The 24,059-nt window shown below is 66.3% G+C and carries 21 protein-coding genes; 9 read left to right on the top strand and 12 right to left on the bottom strand.

Annotation, left to right across the window (positions count from 1 at the left end; translation table 11 throughout):
* Positions 1–2: 2 nt before the first annotated feature.
* Complete coding sequence (locus tag AC5RV3_RS10495) at positions 3–884, bottom strand: LysR family transcriptional regulator (protein WP_494122068.1); 882 nt, start codon at positions 882–884, stop codon at positions 3–5.
* 116 nt (positions 885–1,000) lie between these two features.
* Between AC5RV3_RS10495 and AC5RV3_RS10490 the strand changes: the two genes are divergently transcribed.
* A complete protein-coding gene (locus AC5RV3_RS10490) occupies positions 1,001–2,320 on the top strand; it encodes an MFS transporter (protein WP_494122067.1) in 1,320 nt (439 codons plus the stop codon).
* 118 nt (positions 2,321–2,438) lie between these two features.
* Entirely contained in the window at positions 2,439–4,073 is a 1,635-nt protein-coding gene (locus AC5RV3_RS10485; protein ID WP_494122066.1) for an amidohydrolase, read from the top strand.
* A gap of 36 nt (positions 4,074–4,109) precedes the next feature.
* On the opposite strand, the gene AC5RV3_RS10480 is transcribed toward AC5RV3_RS10485, so the two are convergent.
* From AC5RV3_RS10480 to AC5RV3_RS10470, 3 genes are all read right to left on the bottom strand, one after another.
* A complete protein-coding gene (locus AC5RV3_RS10480) occupies positions 4,110–4,961 on the bottom strand; it encodes a hypothetical protein (protein WP_494122342.1) in 852 nt (283 codons plus the stop codon).
* Between the two features lie 101 nt (positions 4,962–5,062).
* Complete coding sequence (locus AC5RV3_RS10475) at positions 5,063–5,410, bottom strand: GNAT family N-acetyltransferase (RefSeq protein ID WP_494122065.1); 348 nt, start codon at positions 5,408–5,410, stop codon at positions 5,063–5,065.
* Positions 5,411–5,443: 33 nt separating this feature from the next.
* Entirely contained in the window at positions 5,444–6,457 is a 1,014-nt protein-coding gene (locus AC5RV3_RS10470; RefSeq protein WP_494122064.1) for a pirin family protein, read from the bottom strand.
* Positions 6,458–6,541: 84 nt separating this feature from the next.
* Here AC5RV3_RS10470 and AC5RV3_RS10465 point away from each other — a divergent pair, with 84 nt between their 5' ends.
* Positions 6,542–7,150, top strand: coding sequence for a DedA family protein (locus AC5RV3_RS10465; protein WP_494122063.1), 609 nt, complete (start codon positions 6,542–6,544; stop codon positions 7,148–7,150).
* 60 nt (positions 7,151–7,210) lie between these two features.
* Here AC5RV3_RS10465 and AC5RV3_RS10460 read toward each other — a convergent pair whose 3' ends face one another.
* The 3 genes from AC5RV3_RS10460 to AC5RV3_RS10450 all read right to left on the bottom strand — a co-directional run bounded on the left by AC5RV3_RS10460 (position 7,211) and on the right by AC5RV3_RS10450 (position 11,332).
* A complete protein-coding gene (locus AC5RV3_RS10460; protein ID WP_494122062.1) occupies positions 7,211–8,485 on the bottom strand; it encodes an ArgE/DapE family deacylase in 1,275 nt (424 codons plus the stop codon).
* 135 nt (positions 8,486–8,620) lie between these two features.
* A complete protein-coding gene (locus AC5RV3_RS10455) occupies positions 8,621–9,949 on the bottom strand; it encodes an MFS transporter (RefSeq protein WP_494122061.1) in 1,329 nt (442 codons plus the stop codon).
* A gap of 186 nt (positions 9,950–10,135) precedes the next feature.
* Positions 10,136–11,332 (bottom strand): helix-turn-helix domain-containing protein, encoded by a 1,197-nt coding sequence (locus tag AC5RV3_RS10450; RefSeq protein WP_494122060.1) that lies wholly within the window; start codon positions 11,330–11,332, stop codon positions 10,136–10,138.
* 162 nt (positions 11,333–11,494) lie between these two features.
* Here AC5RV3_RS10450 and AC5RV3_RS10445 point away from each other — a divergent pair, with 162 nt between their 5' ends.
* Complete coding sequence (locus tag AC5RV3_RS10445; RefSeq protein WP_494122059.1) at positions 11,495–13,189, top strand: amidohydrolase; 1,695 nt, start codon at positions 11,495–11,497, stop codon at positions 13,187–13,189.
* Positions 13,186–14,439, top strand: coding sequence for a M20 family metallo-hydrolase (locus AC5RV3_RS10440; protein ID WP_494122058.1), 1,254 nt, complete (start codon positions 13,186–13,188; stop codon positions 14,437–14,439). Before AC5RV3_RS10445 ends, AC5RV3_RS10440 begins: the two co-directional genes overlap by 4 nt.
* Positions 14,440–14,452: 13 nt before the next feature.
* Here AC5RV3_RS10440 and AC5RV3_RS10435 read toward each other — a convergent pair whose 3' ends face one another.
* The 4 genes from AC5RV3_RS10435 to AC5RV3_RS10420 are packed head-to-tail and all read right to left on the bottom strand — an operon-like array spanning position 14,453 to position 18,272.
* Entirely contained in the window at positions 14,453–14,893 is a 441-nt protein-coding gene (locus AC5RV3_RS10435) for an ATP-binding protein (RefSeq protein ID WP_494122057.1), read from the bottom strand.
* Positions 14,886–15,218 carry an STAS domain-containing protein gene (locus AC5RV3_RS10430; protein ID WP_494111798.1) on the bottom strand — a complete coding sequence of 111 codons (333 nt, stop codon included), beginning with the start codon at positions 15,216–15,218 and terminating at the stop codon, positions 14,886–14,888. The genes AC5RV3_RS10435 and AC5RV3_RS10430 overlap by 8 nt, the downstream gene beginning before the upstream one ends.
* The gene (locus tag AC5RV3_RS10425; protein WP_494122056.1) at positions 15,202–17,154 is read right to left on the bottom strand and encodes a glycosyltransferase family 2 protein; all 1,953 of its coding nucleotides are present in this window, start codon (positions 17,152–17,154) and stop codon (positions 15,202–15,204) included. The genes AC5RV3_RS10430 and AC5RV3_RS10425 overlap by 17 nt, the downstream gene beginning before the upstream one ends.
* On the bottom strand, positions 17,154–18,272 hold the full coding sequence (locus tag AC5RV3_RS10420; protein WP_494122055.1) for a PP2C family protein-serine/threonine phosphatase: 1,119 nt from the start codon (positions 18,270–18,272) through the stop codon (positions 17,154–17,156). Before AC5RV3_RS10420 ends, AC5RV3_RS10425 begins: the two co-directional genes overlap by 1 nt.
* Before the next feature lie 86 nt (positions 18,273–18,358).
* On the opposite strand from AC5RV3_RS10420, the gene AC5RV3_RS10415 reads away from it, so the two are divergent.
* The 4 genes from AC5RV3_RS10415 (at position 18,359) to AC5RV3_RS10400 (ending at position 22,716) form a co-directional block, all read left to right on the top strand.
* Positions 18,359–20,089, top strand: coding sequence for a sensor histidine kinase (locus AC5RV3_RS10415; protein ID WP_494122054.1), 1,731 nt, complete (start codon positions 18,359–18,361; stop codon positions 20,087–20,089).
* Between the two features lie 111 nt (positions 20,090–20,200).
* Positions 20,201–20,635, top strand: coding sequence for a nuclear transport factor 2 family protein (locus AC5RV3_RS10410; RefSeq protein WP_494122053.1), 435 nt, complete (start codon positions 20,201–20,203; stop codon positions 20,633–20,635).
* Between the two features lie 22 nt (positions 20,636–20,657).
* Complete coding sequence (locus AC5RV3_RS10405; RefSeq protein ID WP_494122052.1) at positions 20,658–22,067, top strand: purine-cytosine permease family protein; 1,410 nt, start codon at positions 20,658–20,660, stop codon at positions 22,065–22,067.
* Positions 22,068–22,083: 16 nt separating this feature from the next.
* A complete protein-coding gene (locus tag AC5RV3_RS10400) occupies positions 22,084–22,716 on the top strand; it encodes a cyclase family protein (protein ID WP_494122051.1) in 633 nt (210 codons plus the stop codon).
* A 64-nt stretch (positions 22,717–22,780) separates the two neighbouring features.
* On the opposite strand, the gene AC5RV3_RS10395 is transcribed toward AC5RV3_RS10400, so the two are convergent.
* Positions 22,781–24,004 (bottom strand): glycine cleavage T C-terminal barrel domain-containing protein, encoded by a 1,224-nt coding sequence (locus AC5RV3_RS10395; RefSeq protein WP_494122050.1) that lies wholly within the window; start codon positions 24,002–24,004, stop codon positions 22,781–22,783.
* Positions 24,005–24,059 lie beyond the last annotated feature (55 nt).

The following is a 24,059-nucleotide window of genomic DNA, read 5'->3' as shown; positions in this document are numbered from 1 at the left end:
CGTTAGCGTACAGCCGATTCCTTGAATATCCTGGGCATCCAATCGCCCAATTCGAAGGCGATCTCCTCAAGCCGGTCGGCGGCGTAATGGTCCGGCTCCCATGCGGCATGAAGGTCGATGATCATCGGCCTGCCGTTGTTGACCAGCGTGGCTGAGGCCAGGCCGTACTGTGGAGGTTCGATCACCAGGGCGCTCCCGTAGCCGGCGGCCGCCCGGGCCTGGGCCAAGGTTCCGTTGCTGGTGAGGGTGCCAAGGCTCAGTTCAATACCGTAACGGCCGGCCTCGCGTTGCACCGCCCGGGTTACGGCGCTCCCGGCGCCGGGCAACAGCAGCGGGGAGCCTGCCACCTCCCGCAGCTCCACCGTACCGGCCTCAGGGAGCGGAAACAGGTCGGGAACAGCCTGGCACGTTATGGGCACGGACAGGACCATCCGCGAGGCCAGCTGCGGCGGTGGCGCCGACGTATTGACTGCCATGTCTACGCCGCGCCGCAGCAGGGCGTAGACCTCGTCCGGGGCGGCCGGCACGATGTCTGCGATGCCTCCGCCGGAGGCGACGAATGGCGCCAAAAAGAAATTTCCGGTGGTCTCGGGGCAGGCGACGGTGAAATCCTGGTGGCCCGAACGTACGGCGTTCATGACCTCCGTAGCCCGGTGGTGCCGGTTCAGTATGTCTTGGGCCAGCTCCAGGAAGCGCTCCCCGCCCGGCGTCAACACCATACCGGAGGCTACCCGACGGAAAATCCGGATGCCCAACTGGCGTTCCAAGGCAGCGACTTGCCGGGAGACTGCCGGCTGCGTAACAAAACACTTTTCTGCGGCGGCGCTCACTGACCCCGTCTCCGCTACAGCTAGGAAGTAAGTCAGGGCACGGGCGTCAAACATAAGCGAATTTTATACCTCCCTGCCAAAAAGTCATTAGACGCGCATAGGTTGCATCCCACATTCTGGGAGGCGAATTTGTTCCGACGTCTCGATGAACAGCTGGAAAAGGATCCCCCATGTCACAGACAGCCACCGCTGCCCAGGCAGCCCGTCAACGGCGTTCGACAGTCGGCGCCTTCGTGGGCACCGCCATCGAATGGTATGACTTCTACATTTTTGGCACCGCCGCTGCACTGGTCTTCGGCCACGTGTTCTATCCCGGGGCGGCGCCGGGAGCAGCGCTGATGGCCTCCTTCGCCACCTTCTGGGTCGGATTCCTGGCGCGTCCCCTCGGCGGGGCGATCTTCGGCCACTTCGGTGACAAGCTGGGCCGCAAGAACATCCTGGTCATCACGCTGATGATGATGGGCGTTGCCACGACGCTCATTGGCGTGTTGCCCGGCTATGCCCAGATCGGTGTCATGGCCCCGGTCCTGCTCATCCTGCTGCGCGCGCTTCAGGGGATCGCGGTCGGCGGCGAATGGGGCGGCGCCGTCCTGATGGCCACCGAGAACGCTTCCGAGAAGAAGAAGGGCATCGCCGGAGCTTGGGTGCAGCAGGGCTCGCCCGCCGGCGCCATTCTGTCGACCCTGATGTTCATGTTGGTGGGCCAACTGCCCGACGATCAGTTCCTCGCCTGGGGCTGGCGGGTCCCGTTCCTGCTGTCGGCGGTGCTGGTCATTGTCGGACTGGTGATCCGGCTGAAGGTCGAGGAGTCCCAGGACTTCATGGAGGTCAAGAAGTCGGCCGTGGTGGTCAAGGCTCCGATCGTCCAGGTGTTCAAGACCGCCCCCGGCCTGGTGGCCGTAGGACTGGTCGCCTCGATCATGGGCATCTCGCTGGCCTACTTCACCAACACCTTCCTGCTCTCCTGGACGACCGGGTCATTGGGCATTGACCGCCAGGTGATGCTCAATGTGCTGCTGGGCATGGCCATCCTGCAGTTCCTGTGGCAGCCGCTGGCCGCGCTCGTTGCGGAGAAGATCGGCGCCACCAAGGTCATGGTCTGGGGCCTGCTGTTGGCGGTGGTCATGACCGTCCCGTTCTTCCTGGCCATCGACACCGCCAACCCAGTGCTGATCGCCATCACCCTCTACATGACCTGCTTGGGCGGCACCGCCTACTACGCCTTGCTGGCGAACGCCCTCGCTGCTGCCTTCCCGGCAAACATCCGGTATACCGGGGTTTCCCTCGCTTATCAGCTGTGCTCCTCACTGATCGGCGGTTCCACTCCCTTGGTTGCCCAGTGGATCCTGAACAACTCCAACGGCAGCCCTTGGGGCGTTGCGATCTTTTACGCGGTGATGCTGCTGGCTACGGTCGCGGGCGTGCTGGGGCTCAACCGCGTGAGCACCCGCAGGGCCGCCAAAGAGGCAGCGCTGTTACCGACCGTCTGACGCCGGCACCGGGCACCGCCGTCGCCTCTGTTCCCCATGACGACGGCGGTGCTTGCGTTCCCTGCCCGGCGATTCCAGGCACCCGCTCACATTCCACCCACTCACGAACAGGATCAACATGCGTATCGATGCCATCTTCACCAATGCCCGCGTCCGAACCCTGGATCCCCAGCGCCCGACAGCCAGCCGGATCGGTGTCCTGCACGGACGCATTGTAGGGCTGGACGAAGAACTGGACGGGATTGCCGCCGATCGGACCGTGAACCTGGGGAACGCCCCGGTGCTGCCTGGTTTCCATGACGCGCACTACCACCTTTCCCTGACCGGGGCCAGGCTGGCCGCGCTGGATCTGCGGCCGGGCAAGGTATCCTCCTTGGCGGAGCTCTACGAGGCCGTAGCCGGCTACGCCGCAACCTTGCCGGAAGGCGCATGGGTGCGCGGCTCGGGATACGACCAAAACTTCCTGGAGGGCCATCCCACGGCAGACGCTCTGGACAAGGCAGCCGCCGGAAGGCCGGTGCTGCTGGAGCACGTTTCCGGGCACATGATAGTGGCCAATACGAGGGCATTGGAGCTGGCCGGGTATCCGGGTCGCACCGGCGTGCCGGAGGTGGATGGCGGGGCAGTGCTGCGTGACGCCGATGGCCGGGCCGTTGGACTGCTGCAGGAAGCGGCCATGCAGATGGTCTACCGGCTGGTCCGGCCGATGGGCCTCGACGAAGTCCAGCGAAACCTGGGCCTGGCCAGTGAACAGGCCCTCCGGTACGGCCTGACGTCGGTGACCGAGCCCGGCATCGGCGAATACACGATGCTGGGCAACACCCCGGCGGACTTCCACTCCTACCAGCAGGCTGTGGAGGCCGGTGTGCTGAAAACCCGGACCACGCTCATGCCGTACTGCTCCACCCTGCACGAGCTGGAAGGTTTCCGCGACCGCACCTGGCTGGGGCTGGACCTGGGCATCCGCACCGGCCTCGGTGATGACCGCCTGCGGGTGGGGCCGGTCAAGATCCTTTCCGACGGTTCCTTTATCGGCCGCTCAGCGGCCATGCACCACTGCTACCACGGGGAGCCGGATAACCACGGCGTGTTGGCCTTCGCACCCAAACAGCTGAATGACATGATCATCGGCGCCCATGAAGCAGGATGGACCGTGGCGACGCATGCTATCGGCGACGCCGCGATCGACCACGTGATAGATGCAGTCGAGGAAGCCCAGCGCCGCTCGCCACGGCCGGACGTGCGGCACCGCATCGAGCATTTTGCCCTGGCCTCCGACAATCAAATCGCCCGGGCGGCGGCCCTGAACCTGACAGCTGTGCCGCAGGGGGTATTCATCTCCGACTTCGGCGACGGCATGATGGACGCCGTTGAACCGGAGCTGGCACCACTGATCTACCGGATGAAGTCGCTGTTGGACGCCGGCATGGTGCTTCCCGGTTCCACGGACTCGCCGGTCTCCGACGGCAACCCCATGACGTCCATCCACGATATGGTCAACCGCACCACGGCCAGTGGCCGGATCCTCGGCCCGGATGAGCGGCTCACAGTGGAAGAAGCAGTGCGGGCCTACACCTACGGCTCCGCCTACGCCGTGGGTCAGGAGGCGGACAAGGGGGCCATCAAGGTCGGCATGCTGGCCGACTTTATCGCCCTGAGCGACGATCTCTTCGAGCTGGCTCCCGCCCGCATCCGGGGCACCACTGTCATCACCACCGTGATCGGCGGTGAAGTGGTCTACTCCGCGTCCTAACCGGGGGGCCCGCCCATCGGATAGGCGCGCGGGGTACTAAATCTCCCAGTCGCCGAGGCCTTCGGCGCCGTCACCAAAGAAGCCGCCGAAGCCTGCATCTTCCGCAAAGCCCTCACCGGCGGAGGCGACGGTATCGCCGAATCCTTCGGCGGCGCCGGCCAGTCCTTCCCCGATACCGGAGAACCCTTCCAGCAGGGGACCGGCGATGGCCGAGCCGACGAAGCCGGCAGCCACGCCGGCCAGCAGCCCGGCGCCCAAACCTCCGGCGGCACCGGCGGCTCCGGCGGCCAGGCGACCGCCGCCCCGGCCCGTTCCGGTCCGGCCGAGGATTCGTTCCATGAAGCCCGGCTGCGCCAGCTCGGCGCGGGTGGCGGTCCTGGCCAGCGTCTCGGGCCGGTCGGAGGCGGCCCGCTCGGCGGCGGGAAGTTGGCTGTTGAGCTCGTCGCGGAGCATCGCGCGCTGCTGCGGCGTCAACCGGTTGAAGGCTTCGGCGTGGGCCCGCTCCATGTCCTGGGGCGGTGCCGTCTGCAGCATGTACTTGTATTTCGCGATGGCCGCCTGGTCGGCGTCCCGCCCGGCGGTCTGCCCGGGCCTGCCGTCACGGGGCTGCGGCCGGGACGGATACCGCTGGCTGCCGTCACGACCGCCGGAGTTGTACCCGCCGTCGTACTCACGGTCCTGGCCATAGTTGCGATCTTGTCCGTAACCACGGTCCTGGCCGTAGCCGCGGTTCTGGCCGTATCCGTAGCCCGCGTCCTGGCCGTAGCCGGGCTCCCGGCCGGAGTCCTGGGGCCGCGGCTGGCGCTGTTGCCCGGTGCGTTGGGCCAACTGCTCCTTGGCGTACTGGACCGCCTTTTGCTTGCCCTTTTGGACCAGCTTGTCGAACATTCCCACGGTTGCGCTCCTTGCCTGCCCGGTGGAAGCCGGTGCACGGGTTATCTCTCCCCGTTAAGAACTGTTGGCGACCGCAGAGAGTTCCGGCGGTTTCCCTAGCCGGCGACGCGTTCGGCCGCTTGCACGTGTTCGGGCCGCACCGGGGTGGTCCGGGCCTGGTACTCCGGGTGCTTTTCGACGTAGGCCTTGAAATACGGGCAGACGGTCACCACGGACACCCCGGCGGCGGCGGTGTCATCCAGCGAGTAGCGGGCCAGGCGTCCGGCCAGTCCCTGGCCGGCGTACGCCTCGTCGACGGTGGTGTGGAAGAAAATCCGTTCGGGTCCGGCCGGCCCCTCGGATGGAAGCCAGTGGGCCTTGCCGATGACCTTGCCGCCGTCCACCAGTTCGTAACGGCGCCGTTCGGTATTGAGGCGGACGGTGATGGGTGCGTCGGATTCCACGGATCCTCCTGGGTGTGGTCGGCCTGGCAGTGCTCAGCCGCGGGGTCTCAGCTGGACGGTGGGCAACGTTGGGGCGGGCAGCGGCGCGGGCATCCCGTCGGGGAAGGGGCCGAACCGGGGATACGGGGCACCGTCCGGATAGGTGCCGCCTGCGGGCTGCGGCGCCGGGTCGACGTCGATCTCCGCCTGCCAGGCGGCGCGGTACGCCACGATCTCTTCATGGCTCCTGCCCACGAAGTTCCACCACATGATGATCTGCTCGCCCAGAGGCTGGCCGCCGATGAGAAGCAGCCGCACCGGCCCGTCCCCGGCCTCGAGGACGAGATGCCGTCGTCCGGGGGCGAGGTAGACCAAGTGGTCCACGGGGACCTCGTCCCCGTCCAGCCGAAGATCGCCGGTATCCAGCAGGATTCCGTGTTCGAAATCGGGGTCCAGGTCGAGTTCCAGCCGGGAACCCGCACGCAGCGTCGCTTCGGCGCCGAGCAGCGGAGGTGTGTAAGTGTTGACCGGCGACGTGGAGCCGGCCAGCGAACCGAAGAAGACGCGCAACTCGGTCCCGTCGCCGACGACGGGTTCCGGTGCGTAATGTTCGAAGGTCGGCGGCATGTTGCGGGTCGAGTCGGGAAGGGCGAACCAGAGCTGCGCGCCGTGCAGGACGGTGGTGTCCGGCGTCGAAAATTCCTGATGGGAGATGCCGCGGCCGGCGATCATCAGGTTCACTTCCCCCGGCCGCACGATGGCTTCAAACCCGGCGGAATCCCGGTGCGCGATTTTTCCGGAGAACAGCCAGCTGACCGTGGCCAGGCCGGTGTGCGGGTGGCGGGGAACCTGCATGCCGCCGGTACCGGGCACCAGGTCGGGCCCGTAATGGTCCAAGAAGCACCAGGAGCCGATCAGGCTGCGCCGTTTCTGCGGCAGGGTGCGGCGGACGTTCATGGCCCGGACGCCGCCCAGCGGCACGTCCCGCGGCGTCAGGACCTCCATGTCGGCGGATTCTGCTTCCAGTGAGCAGACAACTTCCCTCGGTGCAGCCTCCAAGTTGCTCATGGCCCAAGTTTAGACGGGCGTCAACGCCGTGCCGCCGGATGCACCGTTGCACCAGCGCCACGGTGCATCGGGGAGGATGGAGGGATGGACGAACTCGGCGAACTGCTGCGCAGCCTGGATTACTGGTGGATCTATCCTGCCGGTGCGCTCTTCGTGACCGTCTCCGCGCTGGTTCCTCCGGTGCCGAGCACCACGCTGTTCGTCGCGCTGGGATCGCTCTCGGTGCACTCGGACCACCTCGACCCTTACGTGTTGGCGGCCGCCATGCTGGCCGGCGCGGTAGCGGGTGACGCCGGCACGTTCTTCTTGGTGCGCCGCTTCAATCTCGCGGAGCGGAAGTTGTTCTCCGGGCGACACTGGCAGTCGGGCTTCCGCAAGGCCCGCACCGGGCTGGGGCGCAAGGGGCTGCCGCTCGTGCTGACGTCCCGGTTTGTTCCCATGGGGCGGGTGACGCTCAACGTGGCCGCCGCGATGATTCCCCAGCCCGGCCGCCGGTTCCTGGCGCACTCCGCCCTGGCCGGTGTGCTGTGGTCCGCCTACTCGGTGGGCGTCGGCGCCGTGTCGGGTGTTTGGCCGCAGCTGTCCACCGAGTTCGCGGTGCTGCTCGCCATCGCCGTGTCCTTGGTGCTGGGATCACTGATCAACCACACGGTGACGTGGTGGGACAACCGGCATCGGACGGTGTCCATTTAGAAGCGGGGCCAGTAGGCGGCCGCCGGCACCGGCCAAAGCGCAAGTGCCGGCGACAGGGCGTCAGGCCCGCTCTTCCACGCCGCACCAGTTGGCGATGAACAGCGCGATGCTCTTGGTGATCCGGCGGACCGACTCGATGGAGACGCGCTCGTCGAATCCGTGGATCGCTTCGGAGACCGGGCCGTAAACAAGTGCGGGCGTGTCGGCGTAGAGCGCGAAGACGCGGCCGTCCAGGTAGCCGGGAGTGGTGAAACTGCCAAGCTCCTTGCCGAAGACCTGCTGGTGCGTGCTCTCCAGCAGGGACTCGGCTTCGCTGCCGGGTTCCAGCACGTAACCCTCGGAGAAGAATCCGGTCTTGGTGGCGACGGCGTGGATCGACGCCGGTCCGGTGCCCAGCCGGGCGAGGCATTCCTGCAGTTCGGTCCAGGCTTGCTCCGCCGGAATCCCGGGGTAGATGGCCGCCCGCACATCGAATTCACACCATGCGGGCACGCTGGAGGGCCAATCGCCGCCGACGATCTGCCCGAAGTTGAAGTTGATGGGGTGTTCCAGGTCCTCGAAGTAGCGGTGCCGGCCCCGGTCCGCGTTCCACTTCTCCTCGACCTCGCGCAGGGCGGTGATGGCCGTGTAGGCGGCGTCGATGGCGTTGAAGCCGGTGCCCATCTCGCGCGGATGGGTCGGGTTGCCGGTGACCCGTACCTTGAACCAGAGGACCCCGACGTTGGCCCGGACCAGCATGTCCTCTTCGGGCTCGGGGATGATGACCGCGTCCGCCCGGTAACCGCGCATGAGTGCGGACAGGGAACCGTTGCCGGTGCATTCCTCTTCGACGACGGACTGGAAGTGGATGCGGCCGGCAGGGTCAAGACCGGCGGCCTTGACGGCGTCGAACGCGAAGAGGTTGGCGGCCAGGCCGGCCTTCATGTCTCCGGCGCCGCGGCCGTACATCCAGCCGTCGATGATGGGGGCATCCCAGGGGGAGCGCGACCACGCCTCTTCCGGCCCTTCCGGCACCACGTCGACGTGACCGTTCAGGATGAGCGAGCGGCCGGTTTCGGCGGCCGGCCGGTAGGTGCCGACGACGTTGGTTACGTCGTCGTAGGAGACGGTGACCGGGCCGAAGCCCTGGTGCGTCGCGAGCTTGTCGGGGTCAAGCTGCCAGCGGTCCATCTCCAGCCCGCGTGCCGCCATCGCGGTGTGCAGCAGGTCCTGGGCGCTGCCCTCCCGGGTCCGCAGCGACGGGTGCTTCACCAGTTCCTGGGTGAAGGCCAGCTGCGCGTCGAACGCGGCGTCGACGGCATCGAGAATACGTTGGGACTGTTCGTCATTGATCATCCGAATGCTCCTTGATATGGCGCGGGGGAGCCGCCCGGCTGGACGGCTCCCCCGCGAGGTGTTGGAGAGTCTTGCTTCCGACGGCGGTGCCACCGGAGGCCGGAGCCCGCCCCGGGTTGGGGCGGGCATGGGGGTTTAGCTGTCGGCGACGATCTGCTTGTCCTGGACGCGCAGCCGCTCGCCGAGGAATCCGCCAACGGCCGTGAGCAGCGCGATGATGGCAAGGATCATGGCCGCGCCCCAGGACTGGTTGCCGGAGACACCGAGCATTGCGGTGGCGATCATCGGCATGAAGCCGCTGGTGGCGCCGGCGATGTTGTAGCCCAGGGCCACGCCGGAGTAGCGCAGTTTCGCCGGGAACAGTTCGGTCAGCAGCGCGCCGTTGACCGCGTACGCCACGGCGATCAGCATAATGCCCAGCGTGATGGCCAGGGTGATCAGCAGCGGGGACTTCGTGTCGATCATGGCGAACAGCGGGAAGGCCAGGGCGGCGGTGAGGATGCCGCCCCACATGGTGACCTTGCCCGGGCCGATCTTTTCCGCGAGCCGGCCCATCAGAATGGTGACGATGATCTGCGCGACGGCGGCGATCAAGGTGGCGTTGACCATCACGTTGCGGTCCACACCCAAGGTGTTGACGCCGTAGCTGACCACGAAGGTGGTGATCATGTAGAAGCCGCCCACGCCCAGCAGGGCGGCGAGCACGGCAACCACCAGGCGGCCGCCGGCATTGCGGAAGACATCGAAGGCCGGGACCTTGGAGGTCTCTTCCTGGGCCAGGAGATCCTTGAAGATCGGTGATTCTTCCACCTTGAGCCGGATCCACAGGGCGATCAGGAGCATCGGGAAGGCCAGCAGGAAGGGAATGCGCCAGCCCCAGGCGTCAAAGAAGTCGGAGGGGAAGAGCAGCACGAGGGTGAACGCTGTGGAGGCCAGCAGGGTCGCCACCGGCGAGCCGATCTGGACCAAGGCGGCATAACGGCCGCGCTTCTCGGCCGGGGCATGCTCGACCGCCATCGTGACCGCGCCACCCCATTCGCCGCCCACGGCCAGTCCCTGGACGAGCCGCAGGACGGCGAGCAGGATCGGGGCCGCCAGGCCGATGCTGCCGAAGTCAGGCAGCAAACCGATCAGGCCGGTGGCCACGCCGATCATGACGATGGTGGTCAGCAGGGCGGGCCGGCGGCCGTACTTGTCGCCGATGTAGCCGAAGAGCATTGCGCCGATCGGACGGGCGGCGAAGCCGACACCGAAGGTGGCAAACGAAGCCAGCAACGCGGCCGTGGGATCCAGTTCCGTGAAGAACAGGCGGTTGAACACCAAAGCTGCGGCCGTGCCGAAGAGGTAGTAGTCGTACCACTCGAGAGCCGTCCCGACGAAGGCGGCCCGGGCGATCTTGCCTGCGTCCTTGCCGGAGACTTTGGGCGGGGCACCGGGGGTGTTGAGAGATTGCGGCGTCGTCACGTGTTGCCTTTCAAGCTGTGCGGGGCCGGCACCGTTGGAGGAGGCAGCGGCAGCCCGTAATTCCTATGGCCCTGAACGGAGGACATCCCGAGGTAGAGCTGTGAAGTACCTCTCGACTGTAAGGTAGTGCCATTCCCCTGAACAATGACAATACACACCGGCTTGACAACGCTCACTTGTGCTTTTTCACAACTTGTGGCCGTTTTGGTAGTCCGCGAGCGCGACCAGTGCCAGCGCAGCCTGCGCCGGAACCGTCATATCCAGTCCAATGACTTCCTGAAGCGAATGCAACCGGTTGACCACCGTGTTCCGATGGCAGTACAGTTCCTCCGCCGTTTCCTTGATCGACCCCGTGCGGCCGTAGCTCTGCGCCACCTGCAGCAACCGCTGGCGCTCATGCGGCGTGCAGTGGTCCAGTGCCGTGGTGACGGGCAGGGAGAACCCGGGGAGCGCGTTCTCCAGGAGGTCCCGGGCAATGGACATCCAGGTGCCGGCGATCGTGGCCAGCCCCGTCTCGGCCCCGTGCTTGGCGGCCAGCACCAGGGCCGCCGCTGCCGCCTGCGGAATCGCGGCCAGGCCTTCCACGCCGGGCATGTAACCTGCCGGAAACTCGGGCGGATCGTCCTGCCAGGTTCGTCCCGCACGGGTTACGCGGAAAAGATAAAGGGCGCCCGCGCGTTCGTAGGAAAACGTCTGACCGTCGGCAGCGGGCTGCAGCTGCAACTTCGCCACGGTCTCCTTGGTCGCTGCAATCAGTTCGAACACGTCCGAGCTCTCTACTTCCAGGCCGGCAGCGATGTCGGAGACTTCGCCGGTGTTTCGCGTGTCGGTATTGAAGAGCCGCGAAAGGAGCCGCTGCCGGTGCAGCTGCTTGTCGCGGGCCAGCAGGGCTTCCTCCTCCGAAAAAGCCTGCTGGACGCTGCTGACGTATCTCTCCACCGTGTCCAGGACGCGGTCCATGTTGGCAACGAGGACATCGGTGCCATCCCCCCGCGCAACGCGTTCAAGCCCTTTCCACAAAACCCTGAAGTCATTGCGCACGGCGCTGAGAAAGGCCTCCAGCGGAACCCCCTGGCGCGCCCGGCGGGCGGCAACGTCCCTCGGCAGCGACCGAAGATCGGGGGGCAGCTCCAGGCCGGCCATCTGGAACAGGAACATCTCCATCGTGTCGACCGCCGTCCGGCGGACGTCCTCGTCCGGAACCAGTGCTCCGTCATAGGAGATGGTGGCGAAGCGCTCCAGGAAGTCGCGGACCAGTAGATCGCGCTCCTGCCACAAGCGCCGGATAAGGCCGGTCCACTGGGGTTCGGCAGATGGGTCGGGATCGAAGTTCCGCGGCTGGCTGGCGCTGTCGGGGAAGGGTTCTACGCGCGGCTCGCTCATCTACCTATCTTATGCAATCGCCTAATTCTTCTGAAGAATATGGCGTCTTTTGTCGATTGAGCGTGACATTGCTCCAGTGTTGAAATGGAGACGGCCCCCGGCACCTTCCGGTGCGCCATCTACCGCTCCGGGCACGCCGCAGCGAAAGCACGAAGAGGACTCATGCTCGTCGATCTCCTGATCCGCAACGCCCGCATTCTCACCCAGGACCCCGGACAACCGGTGGCTGAAAGCCTGCTGATCCACGACGGGAAGGTGCTGGCCCTCGACGTCGAGCCCCAGTCCATCCCCGGCGCCCGGCGGGTCGTCGACGCCGCCGGTGCGGTCATCGTGCCCGGCTTCAATGACGTGCACGCCCACAGCGTATGGTTCGGGCTCGGCCTGATGGAAGCGAACCTGGGGACCGTCGCGAGCCTCGAAGAGGCCTACGCTGTCATCGCTGACGCCGCATCCACGCTGGCGGAGGACGAATGGGTGGTGGCCTCCGGGTACAGCCCGCTGCTGCACGGCGGCGCCCAGCCTGACCGTGACCGGCTCGATGCTGCCTCCGGCGGCCGCCCGGTATGGATCAAGCACTCCTCAGGCCACGCCTGCAACGTCAACGGCGTCGCACTCGAGGTAATCGCCGAACACGGTGCCGACCTTGCCGCGCCGATTGATGGCGGCGTCGTGGTCACGGATGCCCAGGGCCGGCCCACCGGGCTGCTGGAAGAGAACGCCATGCGGCTGGTGCAGGACATCATGCTGCCCTACCCGCTGGCGACCATCGAACGCGCGCTGGACCTTGCGACCACGCACTATCTGAGCGAGGGCATCACCAGCGTCACCGACGCAGGCATCGCCGGCGGCTGGATCGGGTACTCGCCGCGGGAGTTCGCCGCCTACCAGAGCGCGCGCGACAAGGGGCTGCTGAGCGTCCGGATGCAACCCATGCTGGTGCTGGACGCCTTGCATCAGGTGCCCGGGCACGCGGCAGACCCGGTCTCGCGCGGGCTCGACGCCGGCATCCGCACCGGTTTGGGGGACGATTGGCTCCGGCTGGGACCGGTGAAGATCTTCAGCGACGGATCGCTGCTGGGCAGCACCGCCTACGTCACCGAAGAGTATGTTGGCTGTCCCCATAACCACGGCTACCTGCAAATGGACGCCGAGGTGCTGCGCGCATCGTCGCTTGAGGCGTACCGGGCCGGCTGGTCCATTGCCATGCACGCGATCGGCGACCACGCCATCGACCACGCAATCGACATCATTACCGAAGCCCAGGAAACCTACGGCCGCAAGGCCGTGCCCAACAGGATTGAGCACGGCGGCGTGATCCGGCCGGAGCAGTTGGACCGCATTGCCGCGGCCGGTATTGTCCTGGTCCCTCAGCCGCACTTCATCACCGAGTTCGGCGACGGCATGGCCAAGCTGCTTGGCCCGGAACGGACGGCCACGTCCTACCCGGCCAAGGGCCTGCTGCAGCGCGGCGCCACGCTGCCGGGCAGCTCGGACCGACCGGTGTCCAACGGCCGGCCGCTCGACGTGATGCAGTCGTTCGTGCAGCGGCTGACCCCGTCCGGCGAGGTCTACGGCCCCGACGAGCGGATCACCGCGGCCGAGGCGCTGGCCGCCTACACCGTTGGTTCCGCGGCGGCAACGGGAACCGCGGACACCAAAGGCCGGCTGGTGCCGGGCATGCTGGCCGACCTCGTCTTCCTGGACCAGGATCCCACCGCCGTCGAGCCATCGCGCATCGGCGCCACGCAGGTGCTCGCCACCATGGTGGGCGGCGAGATCCGCTTCGGCGCGGAGAACTTCCCGCCCCAGAAAACCGCGGATGCGGCCATGGCATCGACCGGGGAGGAAACCCGATGAGCACGACCGGCCAGGAATTTCTTGACGACTTCGCCGCCATGTCCGGGTTCGGCGCGACCGACGGCGGCGGCGTGGACCGGCAGGCCGGAACGCCGGCGGACCACGCCACCCGCCGGTGGTTCGGCGAGTGGCTGGCACGGCATGGCTTCACCGAAAAGGTAGACGCCGCCGGAAACCAGTTCGGCACCCTCGAACTTGTTCCCGGTGCTCCCTATGTCTTGCTCGGATCGCACCTGGACTCCCAGCCATTGGCCGGGCGGTACGACGGTGCCTACGGTGTGCTGGCCGGTGCACACGCCGCGGCCCGCGTGGCGGCCGAAGCTGCCGCCGGCGGGATCGACCCGGTCTACAACGTGGCCGTGGTCAACTGGTTCAACGAGGAAGGCAGCCGCTTCGCGCCCAGCATGATGGGCAGCTCCGTCTACACCGGGAAGCTGCCCCTGGAACAGGCGCTCGCCACCACGGATCCGGCCGGGACGACGGTCGCCGCGGCCCTTGCCGCCGGCCACCGCACTGCCGATGACGGCGCCCCCCGGCTGGCCGAGGTGGCCCGGTACGCCGAAATCCACATCGAACAGGGCAGGAGCCTCGAGGAGACCGGCACGCAGGTCGGAATCGTGGACCGTACGTGGGCGGCCAGCAAGTACCGCGTCACGGTCGACGGGGAGCAGTCGCATACCGGCTCCACCCGGATGGAGGACCGCCGGGACGCTCTCTACGGGGCCGCGCTGGTCATCTCCGCCGCCCGTGACCTCGCCGCGGAGTTCGCCCCCGGGCAGCTGCACACCTCGGTCTCCGAGATGTATGTGTTGCCCAACTCGCCGGTGACCATTGCGCGCCAGGCCGTCATGAACCTGGACCTGCGGTCGCCGGACGAGGGCGTCCTGGCCCGCGCCATGGAGTTGCTGGACAAAAGGATCGCCGAGGCGGAGGCGGCCTCCCGCACGACGGTCGCCCTCGAGTTGACCCACCGGTGGGGACTGGTGTCCTACCAGCCCGCAGGCGTGGCGCTCGGCATCGCCAGCGCCGAGCGGCTCGGGTTCAGCCACACGGACATCATGACCGTGGCCGGGCACGACTCGACCAACATGAAGGATGTCGTGCCGACGGTCATGCTCTTCGTCCCCAGCGTCGAGGGCATCTCGCACAACGAAGCCGAATACACCCGGGACGACGACGCCCTGCGCGGCGTGGAGCTGCTGACCGAAGTCGCGCGGCGGCTGGCTAGCGGGGAGCTCACGACGCAATAGCACTCCGGCGCGATTAGGGGCTGTCCTCCGAAGCATTGCGGCGGAGAACCCAGACGTTGTCCTCGCCGTGGCGCTCGAAGGTGACAGTGCTGACCAGGGCATGGATCAGGTTGAGCCCCCGGCCGGACTCCGACTCTGCGTCGATACTTTGCCTTTGCGGGTCGGTGATGTCCGGACTGGATGGTGCTGCTCCGATTTCGGAAATGCGTGCCTCCAACCGGCGGGACCAGATGGTGATGTCGACGCCGAGCTGGAGCGGCGCATTGGAAGCAGGGACGGCGTGCTGGACCACGTTGGTGGCGGCCTCGATGACGGCTGTCGAGAAGGCCATGCGGTCCATCTCCGGAACGAAGCCGGCCTTGGCCCAGAGGGCCTCGAAATCTTCATGCAATGCATCGACGGTTTCGGCAGTGGCCAACCCCTGGCGGGAGCTTCGGGCCAGGATCTCAGTCATCGGAAAACGCCGCGTCGACGCTCTCGTACGGGGTTAAGACGCGGTGCATGCTGGTCAGCTCAAGCACCATCTTGACCTGTGGTTGCACGTTGGCGATGCGGAGGTCGCCCCCGGCTTGGCGGGCGATCTTCAGGCAGCCGATCAGGGCCCCGAGACCTGAGGAGTCCATGAACTCCGTGCCGGCCATGTTCACCACCACATGGTGGTTCCCTTCGGCCACAACAGCCGCCACGACTTCGCGGAGGCGGGGTGCTGCGACCATGTTCAGCCGGCCGCTCCCGTTGACTTCGGCATAGGCGGGCGTGGTCTCAACGGTGAACTGCATCCAAGTTCCTTTCGTCGGGCTTGAACCCTTTGTACCTGACGGCCTTGACCAGCACGCTCAGAATCAGCAAATCAAAGATAACCCAGGCCACGTTCACCAGCGTGCCCAAGGGTTCATTCAGTCCGGCGGCCAGTCTTGCCGCTCCTGCCACGAGGGCAACCGCCAGCAATGCCATGGTGACCAACTGGGGCATGATCAAGTTCCAGCTGCTTCCCTCGGACTGACGGGCCTTGGGGGTGACGGCAAATCCGAGGGGTCGTCCCAGCCAGACGTTGCGGGCCGCCGTCGTGCATGCCTTGATCCAGGTAGGGAAAAGGGCGAGGCTGTACTGCTGCCCGCGCCAGGTGCTCACGCCCTTGCCGACGACGGCGAACAACAGTTGGTTGACCACCATGAACGGGATGAACCGGATGAAGAAGTCCGTGCTCAGGCTGTTGACGGGGAGGATGCCCAGGGTGAGGTAGATGATCGGCGCGGCGAAGTAGACCACGGCGGCGAACCCGCTGAGGTAGCTCCACATCGTGGAAAAGTACATCAGCCGCTGACCAAGTTTCAGCCCCCGCTGGACCAGCGGGTTCTCGCGCAGCATGACTTGGATGGTGCCCTGGGCCCAGCGCAGCCGCTGGGTGAGCATGGTCTTGAGGTCCTCCGGGGCCAGGCCGTGCGCGAGGACCTCGTGGTGGTAGACGCTTTCCCAGCCCATCGAATGCAACCGCATCGAGGTCGCCATGTCCTCTGTCACGGAGATAGTGGCCAGCGGCATCACCGGCTGTGCTTCGTCGGGGCGTTCGACGGAGACGGCGTCCAGCACAGCCTGCACCGATCCCAGCGCCCCTAGCGGGGACCAGTCCCGCCGTGACATTCGCTCGACCGCCCCGTCCAGTTCATCCGGTTCAGAGGTACCCGACGTGCGCCCGAGGTCCATGGCGGCGATCTCGGCCAAATCCGCTTCCACCGCGGCGAAGTTTTCGGCAACAAGGGTCCGCACCGCGCTGTCGACCTTGTTCCGGAGCTCGTAAGTGATCTCACTCAGGGAGCCGCCGTTGCGGAGTCTGATGCGGGCGGTATCGGTGGCGCCTTCCACGTCGTCGAGCAGCCGGGCGACCAGCGGATCGGCCGCTTCCGGTGACTTGCGGGCCTTCCGGATGGCTCTTCGGGCCCCAGTCAAGGCGCGGTGGACGCCGCGGTCCACTTCGGTCACATAACCGGCCAGGCCCAGCTGCATGAGGGCTTCGCGCCGAAGCAGGGCATTGGAGCCGCAGAAGAATGCTGCGTTCCATCCGTCTTTGCCTTGCTGAAGGGGCCCGTAGAACAGCGGGGCCTGGCTGCCCAGCGGGTCGTCGGCCGGAACGTTGCTGAAGTACTGGGGGGTCTGGACGAGGGCGACCCGGCGCCGGTTGAAATACCCCAGCGTCCTGTCCAGGATGTCGGGCCGGGGGACCTGGTCGGCATCCAGGATGAGGAGGAATTCCCCCTGGGTCATCATCAGCGCGTTATTTAGGTTGCCGGCCTTGGCGTGCCGCGGCTTGTCCGACCAGTCGCCGGTGCGGGTCAGGTACCCCAGCCCGTGACTGGCGGCGAGTTCGCCGAGCTCCGGCCTGGCGCCGTCGTCCAGAATCCAGGTGCTGTGGGGGTAACGGATGTCCCGCGCCGCCAGCGCGGTAGCCATGACCAGGTCCAGCGGCTCGTTGTAGGTGGTGATGAAAACGTCGACGGTGGCGTCCGCAGGTGGCGGCGGCGCTTTGCGCTCTCGGACCCGCCAGACTGTCAGGCCGAAGAGGGCGACGTCGATCAAGCTGAACGTTTCGGCCAGAACCAAGGGGACGGCAATCCACCAGGCAGACCAGTTGAGCGATTCCAGCCAGCGCCACATCAGATAATTGGTGCCCAAGATGACCGTCAGGACGACCAGAACCCGCGTGGCGAAAGCTTTCACTATGGCCCAACTTCGGCGCTGATTGGCGGGCAGCGGCGCAACATCACTGCAGTGACGTCGTCGGCCACGGCGGTGCCCGCCAAGTCCAGCACTGCCTCGCACACATCGTGTGGCGAGTCGTGCACCATCGCAACGTCGGCCACAGCGTTCATGGCCGCATCCACCGAATCGAAGGCGTCCAAGAGCCCGTCGCTGAGAACCAGGAGCGAATCCCCGGGGGCCAACATTAGGGTGCCCGCGGTCCACGTGCTGCCAGGCACAGCACCCACCGGCGGACCGCCCGAGGGCAGGCGACGCAGTCCGCCGTCGTACAGGTGGAGCCCGAGGCCGTGGCCGGCGTCCACGTACTCCACGGTTCCGCTGTCGGAGTCCAGCCGGGCGTGGAAGATGGTCACGAACGAGGATGACTGCCCCAAGTCCCACTCCAGCGCTTGACTGGCCGCTTCGAAAGCCCGATTGAGGTCCGCATGCCGATTGGAGGAACGCAAGACCGCGCGCACTGTGGCCGCGATGAGGGCAGCGCCCATGCCCTTGCCCATCGCGTCGGCAACGGTGACCTGCAAACCGTTTTCCGTGGCGCACCAGTCGAAGAAATCACCGCCCACATTCCGGGTCGGCCGGCAACGGCCATCCATTTCATAGTCAGTGAGGCGGAGCGGCTCACCGGGCAGCAGGCTGCGCTGGACCTCGGCGGCGCGTTCCTGATCGGCGCTGCTTGGAGCCGCGTCGGCAGGCTGGGAGCGCGGACGGCGGAAGAGCGCTGCGATCCTCGCCTGCAGCTCACGAGGGCTGAACGGCTTGCTGATGTAGTCGTCGGCGCCGGTTTCCAACCCCTTGAGCCGGTCGATCTCGTCCACGCGGGCGGTGACCATCAGAATGTAGGCGTCCGAAAACGTGCGGATTCGCCTGCAGACGTCGATGCCGTCGAGATCCGGCAGATTCAGGTCCAAGGTGATGAGGTCGGCCCCGCCGTCTCGGATGAGGTCAAGCCCGTCCTGCCCGGTTTCCGCCTCCGCGACGGTGAAGCCCTGGTCGGCTACAATTTCGATCAACAGCCTGCGAATGTCGGGATTGTCCTCGACTATGACGGCGCGGCGGTTGCTGGGGACTGCAGACATGCTTTCATTAAGGCGTCAATCCTCCCATTTGTCACATCCATCACTGCAGAAACCCGTCCGCGACCACACATTGGAGTTTCGCCGCCGTGGATAAAGTCCTCGACCTGCTGACCCTGCATCGGGTGAAGTTCCACGCCCTCTCACTGCGCGGGCGGGTCGTGATGAGCCAGTTGCCGCTGTCGGCCACGATGCTGTTCCTGTGGATCGGCATCTGGCTTTTTTCTCCGTCGCTTTTGGCGAACCCGCTGTTGGGTCTCAGCATGGTGTGCAACGCCGTGTTGCTGGCGGCCTGTTTCCTCGTTCCGTGGGAGAAGCTGCCCCACCCGTCCTTCCTGATCATTCCGCTGCTGGATTTCATTCCCATCGGCCTGCTGCGCGAAAGCGCCGGGTCGCTCCTGACCGGGGTGGGGCTGCTGGCCGCGTTCCCCGTGATTTGGCTGGCAGCCTCCGGTCAATTCCCGCGGCTGTGCGTGATCGGCGGTGCGCTGGCCGCCCTGGCGATGGTGTGGATTCCAGTGTTCCTCAAGCAGCCTGCCGTCACTTTCGAAGCGTTAATCCACCCGCTGCTCATCCCGTTCATGATGCTGGCCATCGGAATCACGGTGCGCATGATGACGGCGAGCATGATGGAACAGCAGCGGGTGGTCGAGGCCAAGGACGCCGAGCTGCGCAGTCTGCTGGAAGCCAGTGGCAGGCGTGAACGGCTCCTCTCCGCCGTCGTGGGAGCGGTGGATGTGGGGGTCCTCGCGGTCGATGAAGACGGCAATACGATCCTGCGCAACCGCCGGCAGGAAGAGCTGCGCCGCCTGGTGCTGCCGCATGGCGACGAGGACGCGCCGGAGTCCCGGCTCGAGCTCTACACCGACGGCGGCACTACGGTCATCCCAGCCCAGGATCGGCCCATCTCCCGCGCAGTGCGGGGCGAATCGTTCTCCGAGTACCTCGTGTGGATGGGCCGGCCGCCCGGGCAGCGCGTGCTCTCATCGTCCGCCCAAGCAATGGTTGACGACAGCGGCCGGCGAGAAGGAACCGTCCTGGCTTTCAGCGACGTTACCGAGCTGGCAGCAGCGATGGACGCGAAAAACGAATTCCTGTCCAACGTTTCCCACGAGCTGAGGACGCCGCTGACCTCCATCCAGGGGTATGCCGAATTGCTGGCCATGGGGCCGGACTTGCCGCCAAAAATGGTTGCAGGGCTGGAAACCATCATCCGAAATTCGGACCAACTGCTTAAACTGGTCAACGATCTGCTGGGCACAGCGGCAGGCGTGTCGGAGCTGCAGCCGGTGCTGGCGGACCTTGGGGAAATTGCCGGTCAGGCGGTGGCGGCGGCAGAACCCCGGGCTGCGGCCGGCAGAGTCCAGCTGTCCGCCCACTTGCCGCGGAACATGGACGTGGTCTGCGATCCGGCGCGCATCCGGCAGGTGTTGGACAATCTGATCTCGAACGCCATTAAGTATTCCCCGCAGGGCGGCGACGTCACGGTCAGCTGCACCGGAGTCGACGGAGTGGTGCAGTGCAGGGTGGCGGACCGGGGCATGGGCATGGACGCTGAGGAAAGCAACAACGTCTTCACACGTTTTTTCCGCAGCGCCGCGGCGCGCCGCAGTTCCATTCCTGGGCTGGGCCTGGGGCTTGCGCTGTCCAAGGACATCGTGGAACGCCATGGCGGCACGATTACGTGCAAGAGTAAGCGCGGCGTTGGGAGCGTGTTCACTGTTGCGCTGCCCGTCGCCGGACCGCCCCGGGAAAATGAACTCGAAGCCGCTGACGCCAGCGACCAAAGCACCACCGTTGGCGCCCGGCACGAGCCGTGACCCCTTCGGGAGCGTCCGCTGCCCCTTGCGTCGGAGTTCACTCTTGGCAACACTTGTTTCACCGGGGAAACTCCCCGTCGCAGTTGGCCATGCTGCAACAAGGAGGCCGCCATGGGCGCCGCCGCACCGCATACTCCCTCCGATGATCAGGTCCTTGAGGCCGCGGCGGGCATTGTCGGGGCTTTCGCAGCTACCGACACCGACCGCTACTTCGCGGCGTTCGCCCCGGATGCCAGCTTCGTTTTCCACACGGAACCCGCGCGCCTGGACAGTCGCGACAGGTACGAGGTGCTGTGGGCGGGGTGGCTCGCCGAGGGGTGGCGCGTGCTCGCCTGCGGATCCACGAACCAGCACGTGACGGCCTTCCCCGGCGGCGCGGTCTTCGTGCACGATGTGGCAACGACCGTTGCCCTGCCAGACGGCGAGGACTCGTACCTTGAGCGTGAAACGATCGTCTTCCGCTACGGCGACGGCGGTCTAATCGCGGTGCACGAGCACCTCTCACCCATGCCGCCCGCGGAGCAAGTCCAGGCCCCGCCACCTTAATTTCGTTCGTCCGAGGACCATCATGAACCTCTACCAGCGCCTCGATACCCACCTGCAGCAGAATGCGGACGGCTTCGGTCCCATCCGCGGCACGTTGTCGACACCCCGCATCGGAATGATCTGGCTGGCCGCCAACTTCGTGGTCACCACCCTGCTGACCGGCACGCTGTTCATCCCCGGCATCGACTTCGGCGCCGCCATCTGGCTGATCGTCATCGGCACCCTGGCCGGCGCCGTTGTGCTGACGCTGATCGGCAACATCGGTACCCTGACCGGCCTGCCCACCATGGCCATCACCCGCGGCGCCTTCGGCACCCGCGGCAGCCTGTTGCCGGTGGCCGCCAACGTGATCATCCTGATGGGCTGGAGCTGGGTGCAGGCCATGCTTGCCGGAGTCACCGTCAATTACGTGGTGGCGCAGCTGACCGGCTTCTCAAACCCCATCCTGTTCGCCGTGCTGTGCCAAACCCTGGTCGTCTGCCTTGCCATCCTCGGGCACGAGGGAATCGCGAAGGTAGAGCCGTGGCTCGCCGTCGTCATTCTCGCGATCATGGTGTACGTCTTCACCACCGCCTTCACCACGTTCGGCCCGGCAGAGTTCGGCGGCATCGGCGTCGACGCGTCGCTCGGCTACACCAGCTTCGTGGTGCTGGACATCGTGATCGCGACGGCCATTTCCTGGACCGTTCTGTCCGCGGACTTCAACCGCCTGGCCAAGTCCAGCAGCGCGGGCATCCTTGGCTCCGGCATCGGCTACACCGTTTCCACGGTTCTGGCCATGTCGCTGGGCGCCACCGCCATTGGTTACGTGATTCTCTCCGGCGAGCCGGCCGCCGAGTTCGATCCCACTGTCATCGTGGCTGCCTTCGGCACGCCGCTGGCCATTGTGATCTTCATGTCGGTCATGGCCACCAACACGATGGTGGTCTACGGGATGGTCACCACGATCGTGAACGCCCAGTCCCGGTGGAAGCTCCGGTTCCTGCCCACAGCCCTGGTGGTCGGCGTCACCTCGATAGCCGGTTCCACCTGGTTGGCCCTGTTGAACCAGTTCACCGACTTCCTGGTCACGATCAGCGCGTTCTTCGTGCCGGTGTTCGCGATCATGATCGTGGACTACTACATCATCAAGCGCCGGAGCTACAGCCGCGACATCCTGAGCGAAGGGGGCGGAAGGTACTGGTACACGGGCGGGGTGAACTGGGCGGCCATCGCGGTATGGGTGATCGGTGCCGCGGCCTCCTACGTGCTGACCTACCTGTGGCCCAGCCCGGTCGGTGCCACCATCCCTGCCTTCTTGCTCAGTTTCCTGCTGTACCTGGCCCTGTCCATCAAGAGCCGCGAACGCTTCGCCGGCGAACGGGCCGGCCACCTCGCTGAGCAGCCGGGAGCGGTGCCCGGCGCCGAATTGCCCAGCGCCGGGGGAGACTGAGCGGGCCGTGAGGTGCGTGGACCTGACCCATCCCGTCTCCTCGGGGATGCAGGTCTTCCCCGGGGACCCGCAGGTGAAGATCGCGCGTGCGCTGACCATCACGGAGAACGGAGTGGAAGTCTCCGAACTGCAGCTGGGCAGCCACACCGGCACCCACTTCGATGCACCGTGCCACAGCATCGAAGGCGGCCGGACCACCTCCGAGGTGCCGCTCGACGAACTTGTCGGTGAAGCCCTGGTTTTGCAGGTTCCGGGCCTTGCCGCGGGGGAAGAAATCCGCTGGCACCAGCTGGCCAGCCAGGTGCCGGGCAACGTGCCCGCGATCGTCGTCGTGGCTACCGGGTGGGACCGCCACTTCGGCACCGAGGCCTACCTGGACCACCCGGTGCTGTCCCGGGCGGCAGCGGATGAACTCAGCCACCGGGGCATGCGCGTGCTGGCCGTGGACACGCTGAATCCCGATCGCACCCTGCAGCCTGCCGAGACGTTCAGCCTCCCGGTTCATGAGCTGGTGCTGGGATCAGACGGCCTGATCGTGGAAAACATTCGGCACGCCACCACGCTGCCCGCCCGCTGCCGGGTCGGCTTCTTCCCGCTCAAGCTGACCGGAACAGATGGCGCTCCGGTCCGCGCCGTCGCCTGGACGTAGCCTCGAACGACGGCGGAGCCCGCCTCTGGGAGGTGGGCTCCGCCGTCGTTGTGGCTTTACTGTTTCAGTCCTTGGGCGTGGCCTTGGCGGGGTCGACGAAGGGCTTTTGGACGACCTGGCCTTCGCGGACTCCCTGGGGCGTGTGAATGGACAGCGTGGTGCCTTCGCTGCTGAGGTTGATCGGCACCATGGCCAGGCCGATGTTGCGTTCCAGACGCGGGGAGTGACAGGCGCTGGTGACCTCGCCCACGGGGGAGCCGTCGCCGATCGAGACCGGGAAGGGCTCGATCATGGAGCCGTCGTTGTAGCTGCCCAGCGGTTCGCCGCCGATCTCCACGCCGACCATCAGCCGGTCAATGCCCTTTTCCCGGATGCGGCCGAGAGCTTCCTTGCCCACGAAGTCCGCTTCCTGGTCCAGATCCACCATCCAGTTGTAGTCGTAGCCGACTTCCAGCGGGTTGGTCTTCAGGGTGATGTCGCAGCCGTAGGCCAGCATGCCCGCCTCAATCCGGCGCATGTGGCAGGGCCCGATGACCCGCAGGTCGTGCGCCTGGCCCGCTTCCCAAATGGTGTCCCAGAGGCGGCCGGCATTTTCGGTGGCGTTGTAGAGGTAGATCTCGTAGCCGACCTCGCCGGTGTAGCCGGTCCGGCTGACCACCACGTCCATGCCGTTCAGGGTGTGGTGCTGCATGTAGTAGTACGGCATGTCCAGGATCTGCGGGCCGAACAGGTCGGACATCAACCCCTTGGCCTTGGGGCCCTGGATCTGGACGGGGGCCACATCCACTTCCTCCACGGTGACGTCCCAGCCGCCGGCGTGCGCCAGGCCCATGGCCCATAGGTGCACGTCGCTGTCCGCCAGCGAGAGCCAGAACTTGTTTTCCTCGACGCGCAGCAGGATGGGGTCGTTGATGATGCCACCGTCGGCCGCGGTGATGAAGGCGTACTTGCACTGGCCCACCTCGCACTTGGTCAGGTCCCGCGGGGTGAGCATGTTGGTGAAGTCGAAGGCCTGGGGGCCGCTGATCTGCAGCTGCCGCTCCACGCCGACGTCCCACAGGGTGACGTCATTCAGGAGTGACCAGTACTCGCTGACCGGGTCGCCGTAGTGGCGCGGGTGGTACGTGTGGTTGTAGACGCTGTACGCCGCGACGCCGTGCTCCCGCGACTTCCAGAAATAAGGGGACTTGCGCAGCCGGGTGTAAAGCGTGACGGCCGGGTTGGGATTGACGCGGGATGAATCGGTGCCGTTGATCTGGGCGGAGCCAGAATCGAGAATCTCCGACATGTGGGCTTCCTCCTTCGAGGTTCTGGCGCCAGCCGGACCTGAAGTAAGTTGCGCA

The sequence above is a fragment of the Arthrobacter sp. Y3221114 genome, from assembly GCF_059092625.1.
Note: the sequence above shows the minus strand (reverse complement) of the source record. Positions and strands in the feature narration are given on the sequence as shown.